The following is a 4834-nucleotide window of genomic DNA, read 5'->3' on the forward strand; positions in this document are numbered from 1 at the left end:
ATCATTTTCGTCCCGCCTGATCTCGCGTACGATACTGGCTATCAGGGCCGCACTGCACGGAGGGGTTCTCATGAGATCCTCGCTTTGGGTAGTGTTCCTGTCCTTCCTGGCCGCGCTTTTTCCCTCTTCATCACACGCACTCACGATCATCCCGGCCCACGCCTGGAGCAAGGGGTTTGGGGGAACAACGGCCACGGTAAAAGCGACCGGCGTTGCGCTCGATGGCGCGGGCCACGTCTATGTGGCAGGAGTATTCACCGGCGTCGCCGACTTTGGCGGCGGACCGTTGACGAGCGCCGGCGCATACGACGTCTTTCTCGCCTGTTTCGACGTGGATGGGACCCATCGTTGGAGCAAACGCTTTGGTGACGCGAACCAGCAGGAGTGCGGAACCATCGCCGCGGATCCATACGGCAACGTCTATGTGACCGGCACCTTCTACGGGACGATCAACTTTGGCGGCGGCACACTTACCAGTTCTGGCGATGCCGACATCTTCATGGCCAGGTTCGACGCCGCGGGAACGCATCAATGGAGCAAGTCATTCGGCAACATTGATGTTCAGATAGGAAGCTCCGTCGCGTGCGACGGAGTCGATGGCGTTTACATCGCGGGCTACTTCTCAGGAACGGTAAACTTCGGCGGGAGCAACCTGTCCCGTGTGGGAACTTTCGACGGCTTTCTCGCCAAGTTCAACTCGGCGGGGGTCCACCAGTGGAGTCGCAGCTTCGGTTCCGTCGGCAGCGACATGAGGCCCGTCGTTGCGGCCAATGCGGGCGCTGTCTACCTGTCTGGAAGTCTCACCGGCACTGTCAACTTTGGCGGTGGCAACCTCTCATCCGCGGGTCTCTGGGACGTCTTCCTGATCCGCTTCGACCCGGCTGGCGTCCATCAGTGGGGCAATCGATTCGGTGGTCTTGACAACGACGGAGTCAGTGGTATCGCGCTGGACGGCGCCGGGTTCATTTACATCACCGGGTACTACTCGAGTTTCTCCGTCGATTTCGGGGGTGGCAATCTGGCGAATGCGGGCGGCGAGGACATCTTCCTGGCCAAATTTGGTCCGGGCGGCATTCACAGCTGGAGCAAAGGGTTTGGAGACAATTCCCCTCAGTGGGGTACTTGCGTCACCACCAGTCTGGATCGCGTGTTTCTGGGCGCATTCACCAACGGTACCGTGAATTTCGGAGGCGACGATCTCGTCTCCGCGTCCAACGATCTGTGTTTCGCCGAGTTCACCTGGGATGGCAAGCACGTCTGGAGCCGGATCTACGGGGACAGCTACATTCAATCGGCATCCGCACTCGCCGCGAGCCAGGACTACACGACGTACATGTGCGGGCACTTCACCGGCTCGCTTGACTTTGGTGGCGGCGACCTCAACCAGGGCACGGCGACCAGTCAGGATGCATTCTTCGTGCGGTTCGACGGCCGGCCCGCGGAACCGGTCATAACCTCCATCTCCGACATCGGAAACGACCAGGGCCGAAGGGTCCGGATTCGCTTTGTGCAATCGGCGATGGACCGGGTCGAATCGGCACACCCCGTCAGCCGCTACGAGATCTACCGCCGCGATGACCCGCTGGCCGCTTTTGCGCCGTCGAATGCGAGCGAGGCCCGCTCCGCGCTCGAGTCGCCGGGGTGGGTGTGGGCCGGCAGCATCCCCGCGCACGGTGATGATGCGTACGTGACCGACGCAGCCACCGACGCGGATTCAACCGTCGACGGACCGCACCCTTCGGTATTCCTGGTTCGCGCGGCGAGCGATGATCACTTCTTGTACTGGGACTCCCCGCCCGACAGCGGCAGTTCCGTCGACAATCTGGCGCCCGGCGTGCCGGGTGCTCTGGCCTATTCGGAGGGCGTGCTGACGTGGACCGCCCCGGATGATCCGGACGTGGATCACTTCACGATCTACGGAGGCAGAGCCGGTTTTGACAGTCGTTCCGGAACAATCGGCCGCACCCGTGAACTGTCCATCGACGTGTCGCAGCACGCCTATGACGTCTACCGGGTAACGGCGACAGACCGATCCGGCAACGAGAGTCAGGCGGCGGAGATATCTCTCGTGAGCGAAACAGCACCGCCCGCGGCGCGACTCCTCTCGCTCTCGTCGCACCCGAATCCATTCAATCCCGCAACGGCGATTAGCTACACCCTCCCGGCGCGCGGGAACGTGCGCCTGGCTATACACGACGCGCGCGGTGCGCAGGTGGTGGTGCTGGTCGACGATTACGCCGACGCGGGAGAGTATCGCGCAACCTGGGACGGCCGCGACAACGCCGGGCGTCCGGTGAGCTCGGGCGTGTACTTTGCGCGCCTACAGCACAACAGCGGCACGAGGAGCCACAAACTGCTCCTCCTCAAGTGAGGCATGAACATGAAATACACATGGCTGACTATTCTTCTGTGCGTGTCATTGCTTCTTGCGGCCGCTGAACCACTCGCAGCGCTCACGCCCGCTCATTTCTGGAGCCAGCGTCTTGGGGGCGCAACGGACGACTACGGTGCGGCCGTGGCCGTCGACGCGTCCGGCGACGTGCTGACGGCGGGCTACTTCACCGGAACCATAAATCTGGGAGGCTCCAACCTGGTGAGCGCCGGTGCACGCGACATCTACCTTGCAAAGTTCTCTGCAGACGGCACTCACGTGTGGAGCCAGCGCTATGGTGGCACTTCTGACGATTACGCGTTTGCTGTTTCCCTTGATTCGCGAGGCTATGTCTTCATAGCCGGTTACTTCTCCGCCACCGTGAACTTTGGTGGCAGTGATCTGGTGAGCGCGGGTTCGTCGGACATCTATGTTGCCTGCTTCGAACCAAACGGCGCGCACTCCTGGAGCCGGCGTTTTGGTTCAACGGCACAGGAGCTTGCCCAGTCGCTCGCCATCGCTCCTACCGGCAATGTGATCATTGCTGGTTCGTTCTCGGGAACGGTCGACTTTGGGAGCGCAATTCTGGTGAGCGCCGGTTCCAGCGACGCCGTCGTGGTGGCCCTCACCGCCGGTGGTGGAAACCTCTGGAGCCGGCGTGGCGGGTCCAACCTGACGGATAACTGCTATGGGGTCGACGTGGACGCGTCGGGAAACGTCTTCGCCACGGGTACTTTCTATGGCACAGCCAACTTTGGTGGCGGCGATCTCGTCAGCGCCGGCGCCAATGACATATGGCTCACGAAATACAACAGCTCCGGTGTGCATCAGTGGAGCCGGCGGATGGGCGGAGCGTCCTTCGACTACGGGTACGGGGTGGCCGCGGATGCCTCCGGGGCCGTTGTGGTGACGGGGACATTCTACGAAACGGTTGATTTTGGCGGAGGAGACCTGGTCAGCGCTGGCTCCTCCGACGTTTTTCTGGCCAGGTACAACGCCGCGGGTGCACATCAGTGGAGCAAGCGCTTCGGCGGAACCAGCTACGACTATGGCTACGCCGTGGCCACGGGCACCGGGAACGATGTCTTCGTGACCGGGTCATACCGCGGCACGGCGAACTTTGGTGGCGGCAACGTGACTAGCAACGGTGTGGACGACCTGTTTCTCGCGCGATACGACGAGGCTGGCGCATACCAGTGGGATCTTCACGCGGGCGGGACATCGATTGAAAGCAGCCGGGCGGTCGCGGTGGATCCGTGGGGAAACACGCTGGTAACCGGCTACTTTGGCGGAACCACCAACCTGGGCGGCTCGCCTCTGACCAGCGCAGGCGGCAACGATGTCTTTCTGGCGCGCTACGGACCACGGCCTGCCGTGCCGACCATTGCTTCTGTCATGGACGTCGCCAACGACGAGGGGCGGCGGGTCCGCGTCGCGTTCAACCGTTCCGGTTTCGACGTGCCCCAATCACCCGTGTCCGTGACGGGATACGAAGTCTACCGGCGCATCGACACCCTCCCCCTCATGGCGACACCGCCTCGCTCGGCGCGGCTGCTGATTGATGGCTGGGTCTATGCGGGTGAACTGACCGCCCATGGGACGGATACCTATTTCATCGACGCACCCACCGACGCAGACTCCACCATCGCTTTCGGCCAGCACTACTCGACGTTCTTTGTCCGCGCCGCAACGGTGGACAAGTATGCGTACTTCGATTCTCCGGCCGATAGCGGCTACTCCGTGGACAACCTCGCGCCCGCAATTCCAGGGGGCCTCCTCTATGGTAGTGGAACGCTCTCCTGGAACAAGTCCGCGGCGGAGGACTTCGACTACTTCACCGTATACGGTTCTCCGACCCAGTATTTCGCCGATGCGACACTCGTGGACCATACCATCGGCACTTCCATGGACGTGACCGGGCACGACTATCAGTACGTCTTTGTGACCGCCACGGACTTCTCGGGGAACGAGAGCGGGGCCGGGGCGATCAAGGTTCCTTCGGGCGTGGGCGGAACGCCACGCGGCTACATTCTATCCGTGAGCAATTTTCCCAATCCGTTCAACCCGTCGACCGTGGTCAGCTACACGGTTCCTTCGCGCGGCAGCGTGACCGTGGCGATATACGACGCACGCGGAGCGCGCGTGGCCACGCTGGTTGACAGCGAGACACGTGACGCAGGGGCATACCGCGCGGACTGGAACGGGCGCTCGGACTCCGCGGTGTCGGTTCCCTCAGGAATCTACTTTGCGCGGATCGAGCAGAATGGTGCAGTGCGCACGCGAAAGATGGTGCTTCTGAAGTAGGGGCGTGGTGAGCGCACGGTGGGGACTCCCCCACCGTGCGCATGTTCTCAGCCGAAGATTTTCTCGGTTCTCACATACACCATGTGGACCTTCTCCACCGCGGCGAGGATGGCGTCCTTGTCGTCCGTGCTGGCCGTAGCCACCAGCTCGTCCACCGCG

At 62.4% G+C, this 4834-nt stretch carries 2 protein-coding genes; both read left to right on the plus strand.

All coding sequences use genetic code 11. From position 1 onward, the window contains the following. Positions 1–70 precede the first annotated feature (70 nt). The gene (locus OEX18_15670; GenBank protein ID MDH4338701.1) at positions 71–2371 is read left to right on the plus strand and encodes an SBBP repeat-containing protein; all 2301 of its coding nucleotides are present in this window, start codon (positions 71–73) and stop codon (positions 2369–2371) included. A 9-nt stretch (positions 2372–2380) separates the two neighbouring features. Continuing rightward, positions 2381–4675: a T9SS type A sorting domain-containing protein gene (locus OEX18_15675; GenBank protein ID MDH4338702.1), complete on the plus strand. Its 2295-nt coding sequence runs from the start codon at positions 2381–2383 to the stop codon at positions 4673–4675. Positions 4676–4834: the final 159 nt, after the last annotated feature.

It is taken from the genome of Candidatus Krumholzibacteriia bacterium, assembly GCA_029865265.1.
Classification (GTDB): Bacteria; Krumholzibacteriota; Krumholzibacteriia; order WVZY01; family JAKEHA01; genus JAKEHA01.